We start from the raw sequence: 4,822 nt of genomic DNA on the forward strand, positions 1-4,822 counted from the left end.
CCGTTGGCCGGCATCCCACAGCCACCATTTTTCCCACCCACCACCGACCAGCGAACAGTGCTGAGGCTGTAGATCTCCTGCACGACCAAGCCGGCACTTCGCGCCGTTGGATCAGTAACTGCGTTCGACGGCCAGCCGGCCCAGCGCGCGCAGCGCGTCGGCACGTTCGCCGTAGCCGGCGAGGCTGTCGTGCATGCGCTCGCTGAGCGTGGCCAGTTCGGCCTTGGCGCCGGCCATGCCCAGCAGCGCCGGGAAGGTGGACTTGGCCTGGGCCTGGTCCTTGCCGGCGGTCTTGCCGAGCTGTTCGGAACTGGCTTCCACGTCCAGGATGTCATCGCGCACCTGGAAGGCCAGGCCCAGTGCGCTGGCGAACGTGTCCAGCTGCAGCAGGTCGGCCGCCGGGGCATCGCCGCAGAGCGCGCCCATGCGCACCGCCGCGCGGATCAGGGCACCGGTCTTGAGTGCGTGCATGCGCTGCAGATCGTGCAGGGCCTGCGCGTGGCCGGTCGCATCGATGTCCAAGGCCTGGCCGCCACACATGCCGGCCGCGCCGGCGGCCTGGGTGAGCGCCTGCAGGCAGTGCACGCGCAGCAGCGCCGGCAGCGCGGCGTCGGCCAGCAGGCCGAACGCGCGCGCCTGCAACGCGTCACCGGCGAGGATCGCGGTGGCTTCGTCGAAGGCGATATGGGTGGTGGGGCGGCCACGGCGCAGGGCGTCGTCGTCCATCGCCGGCAGGTCGTCGTGCACCAGCGAATAGGCGTGGATGAGCTCGACCGCCATGGCCGGCGCATCCAGCGCGTTTTCGTCGGCACCCCACACCTGGCCGCTGGCGTATACCAGCAGCGGGCGCATGCGCTTGCCGCCGCCCAGCACGGCATGGCGCATGGCCTGGTGCAGGCGTTGCGGGGCGAGTTCCGGGGCGGGCAGGCAGGCGTCGAGCTGGCTTTCGATGCGGTCGCGCCAACGCGCGAACGTGGACTCAACCGTCATGGCTGGGCGGGTCGAAGGCTTCGGCGGTATCCGGGCGGGCCGGATCGCTGAGCAGGCGCACGCGCAGTTCGGCCTGTTCCAGCGCCTGCTGGCACTGGCGGTACAGGCCCACGCCGCGCTCGTAGGCGCTGAGCGACTGTTCCAGGCTCAGGTCGCCGGCTTCCATCTTCTCCACCAGCTGTTCCAGTTCTTCCAGCGACTGCTCGAAGTGGGCGACCGGGGAGGTTTCGTTGGGGGACTTCTTGGGCATGGCGCAAGTGTGATGCGCCAATCCGGTGGGGTCAATTCACGCCGTGCCCGGCGTCCAGCGCAGCGTCGCATCGTGTTCATCCAGCCAGTGCTGCAACGGGGCGGCGATGATGCGATCGCCGGCCGCCATCAGCTGCGTGCCATCGAACAGCAACGGCAGCTGGCGGCGTTGCCAGGGCGGCAGGCCGTGCTGTTGCAGCAGGTCCTTGAGCGCGTGCGAATGACTGCGGCCGGGCAACTGGATGCGCTCGCCGCCGCGGCGCGCGCTGACCTGCAGCGCGGTGGCCAGGCGCGGTGCACCGAGCAGCGCCAGCTGGCCGCCATCGGGCAGGGCCAGTGGCGCCTGGCCGTCCCAGTGCACCGACCAGTGCGGCGGCAGTGCCAGGGTGGCCGAGAGCAGGTGCAGCTGCCCGCGCCAGTGGCGGATGTGCGCGCCCTGCCAGGCGTAATGGGCCGGGGCATCGTGCGCGGCGGTGAGCAGGTCGCGTTCGAGCGCCTCCACGCCGCTGGCCGGCAGCGGCGGCAGGCCGCAGTTGCGGACCCATTGGCGCAGCAACCGCGCGCGGCGTTCCGGCGGCTGCCGCAGCAGGCGCGCGCTTGCCATCACCCCGGGGGCCAGCGTGCAGCGGCGCAGGGCGTGCTGGTCGTCTTCCTCCAGCAGGCGCTGGGATTGGGCGCACAGCGCGGCGCTGCGCGCGAAGGCGGCATCGGCCTGCGGCCAGCGTTGTTTCAGCAGCGGCAGCACGCGCAGGCGAAGGAAATTGCGGTCGGCCTCGTCGCTGGCGTTGCTGGGGTCCTCGATCCAGTCCAGGCCGTGCGCCTGCGCGTAGGCCAGCAGGGCCGCACGCGGCACCTGCAGCAGGGGGCGCCAGACGGTGCCGGCGGCCAGCGGTGCGCGCTGGCGGATGGCCGCCAGCCCGTCCACGCCGGAGCCGCGCAGCGCGCGCAGCAGGAAGGTTTCGGCCTGGTCGTCGCGATGGTGGGCCAGCGCCAGTTGCTCGCCGGGCTGCAGGGTCTGTGCGAAGGCATCGCGGCGGGCCTGGCGCGCGGCCGCTTCCAGGCCCTCGCCACTGTGGCGGGCCACCGCCACGCGCACCACGTCCAGCGGCAGGTGCCATGCGCGGCACAGCGCCTGGCAGTGCCCGGTCCAGGCATCGGCGTCGGCCTGCAGCCCGTGGTGCACGTGCACCGCGCGCAGACCGGCGGCCCGTTGTGGCATGGATTGGGCCAGCCAGTGCAGCAGCACGGTGGAATCCAGCCCGCCGCTGAAACCCACCAGCACGGGCAGGGGGGCATCGGGGACAGGGGGCAAGGCAACGGCGGCCATCGGCGGGTTCATCGGGCGGGGGATGAACAGTATCGCCGCGCGCGTCGGCGGCGGCCGTGCAGAACGCTCACGGTGGGGTGGGCGCCGCCACGCGGCGACCGCGGCGGTCGATGTGGAACCACTCCCCCCCTTCCATCGGGGTATGGCCGTCGCCATCGGGGGTGCCCCGGCGGCAGCCGTTGCAGACCTCGGCGATGCCGTCCTGGAAGGGCCAGGCGAAGTCGAACGTGGCCGGGAACGCCTGCGCCAGGTGCACGTCGAAAAAGCCGATGCGTTCACCCACGCGGCCGCGGAACAGCCCTTCCTGCAGGGAGTCCGGGCCGTTGTCCCAGGTGATCACCGCCTGGGTGTGGCCCTGGCGGGTGACGAAGTGGTAGCTGTCGGCGGCATACACCGCCGCCAGCCCGGTGTCGTCATAGGGCAGGTCGGCCAGGGTCGCCGCGGCGATCCGCGGTGATCGGTCCACCACCTCGCAACCGGGCAGCATCCACAGCCCGTGTTCCTCGGTGAGCACCTTGCATTGCGGCGCCTGGGCCAGGGCCGCGCCGCCGGGCAGCAGCGCGCACCAGGCCAGGGCGGACCAGGGCAGGGCGCGGCGTGCGGCCGGGCGGGCCATCAGTTGGCGTCGGCCTTGCGCTCGAAGCGGGCCGGGACCGGCAGCTCGACCGGCACGCCCCTGGCGTCGCAGGTGCCGGCCTCGCACAGGCGCTGGCGCAGGCGCGGGGTGGCCTGCACGATCATGTGGTAGATCGCGTTCTGCTCCATGGTGCCGCGGATCGCCTTGCTGCCCGGGCCGCGTGCCCAGATGCCGACGTCTTCGCCACCGTGGGTTTCGCTCTTGGTCGGCACCAGCGCTTCCTGCATGTAGTCCGGGTGCTCGGTATCGACGTGGGTCAGGTCCGGGCGGCCGCTGGCCGGGTCGAAGCTGGACGGGTTGTGCGGGTAGACCTTGGGGCCGGCCGGCTGCTGGTTGGTGGTGCCGGTGTAGCCGGGGCCATTGGCGTAGGTCAGCGTGGTGTAGGGCAGGCCGAGGCCGTCACGGGCCACGTCCAGTGCGCCGGTGCCGTCTTCGCCGCCCTTGTCCTTGACCTTGCCCAGGATCGGGTTGCCACGCGCCGGGTAGCCGACGAAGTTGAGCGTGTGCGAATGGTCGGCGGTGACGATGATCAGGGTGTCCTGGTCGGAGGTGGCCTCCACCGCCGCACGCACCGCATCGGACAGCGCCACGGTATCGCTCAGGGCGCGGTAGGCGTTGCCGCTGTGGTTGGCATGGTCGATGCGCGCGCCTTCGACCATCAGCACGTAGCCTTCCGGCTGCCGCGACAGGGTCTTGATCGCGGCCCGGGTCAGCTCGGCCAGGCTGGGCTCGCCGGACGGGTCGTCCTTGCGCTCGATCTCGTAGCGCATGTGGTCCGGCTCGAACAGGCCGAGCAGCGCCGGGGCGTTGTGCGCGGCCTGCAACTGCTTGGCGTTCCAGACATAGGCGCCCTGCGGGTGGGCCTGCTGCCATTCGGTGACCAGGCTGCGCCCGTCCAGGCGCTGGCCCACCTTGTCGTCGTATTCCGGATCGCGTTCTTCCACCGTGGTGAACTCGCCGCGGCCGCCGCCCAGGGCGACCAGCGGGCCGCGCCCGTAGCGCGAGGTGGACAGCAGCTGCTGGGCGATGTCCTGGCAGCCGGCGGCCTTGGCCTCTTCGGTCAGGTCGGTGTCGTTTTCCCAGTTGCGCTCGGGCGAGTGCGCGTAGGTGGCGGCCGGGGTGGCGTGGGTCAGGCGGGCGGTGGAGACGATGCCGGTGGCCATGTGCGCGCTGTCGGCCAGCTGCAGCCAGGTCAGCAGCCCCTTGTTCAGGCTGTCGGCGCAGTCGTGGCGGGTGCCGGCGCTGACGCCGATGGCGCCCATGTGGGTCTTCACGCCGGTGCTGATGGCGGTCATGGTGCCGGCCGAATCGGGCGTCTGCGAGTCGGTGTTGTAGGTCTTGCTGAACGCGGTGGCCGGGAAGCGCTCCCACGACAGCAGGTTCTCTTCACCGGGGTTGCCGTTGCGCTGGCCCTCGAAGATGCGCGCGGCGGCCACCGTGGTCAGGCTCATGCCGTCACCCAGGAACAGGATGACGTTCTTGGCCTTGCCGTCCATGGCGCCACTGCTGGCCGCGCGGGCGGCCCCGCTGCGGTACCACCACTGCGGGGTTTCACCCGCTGGATGGGCCACGGCGGGAACATCGACGGCCACCGCGCCACGGGCGCCGGCGGCAGGGGA

5 protein-coding genes are annotated in these 4,822 nt (G+C 71.9%); all 5 read right to left on the minus strand.

Going from position 1 to position 4,822, the window contains the following annotated elements; genetic code table 11:
- Positions 1–111 precede the first annotated feature (111 nt).
- Positions 112–990 (minus strand): farnesyl diphosphate synthase, encoded by an 879-nt coding sequence (locus tag RSA25_RS18930; RefSeq protein WP_332810373.1) that lies wholly within the window; start codon positions 988–990, stop codon positions 112–114.
- The gene (locus RSA25_RS18935) at positions 980–1,240 is read right to left on the minus strand and encodes an exodeoxyribonuclease VII small subunit (RefSeq protein WP_332810374.1); all 261 of its coding nucleotides are present in this window, start codon (positions 1,238–1,240) and stop codon (positions 980–982) included. The genes RSA25_RS18930 and RSA25_RS18935 overlap by 11 nt, the downstream gene beginning before the upstream one ends.
- Positions 1,241–1,276: 36 nt before the next feature.
- Positions 1,277–2,578: a tRNA lysidine(34) synthetase TilS gene (gene tilS, locus RSA25_RS18940; RefSeq protein ID WP_332810375.1), complete on the minus strand. Its 1,302-nt coding sequence runs from the start codon at positions 2,576–2,578 to the stop codon at positions 1,277–1,279.
- Positions 2,579–2,633: 55 nt separating this feature from the next.
- Positions 2,634–3,182 (minus strand): WG repeat-containing protein, encoded by a 549-nt coding sequence (locus RSA25_RS18945; protein WP_332810376.1) that lies wholly within the window; start codon positions 3,180–3,182, stop codon positions 2,634–2,636.
- Positions 3,182–4,822: alkaline phosphatase (locus RSA25_RS18950; protein WP_332810377.1), on the minus strand; the 1,641-nt coding region annotated here is incomplete at its 5' end. The genes RSA25_RS18945 and RSA25_RS18950, both read right to left, overlap by 1 nt.

Origin of the sequence: Stenotrophomonas sp., from assembly GCF_036662295.1 — a bacterium.
Lineage (GTDB): Bacteria > Pseudomonadota > Gammaproteobacteria > Xanthomonadales > Xanthomonadaceae > Stenotrophomonas.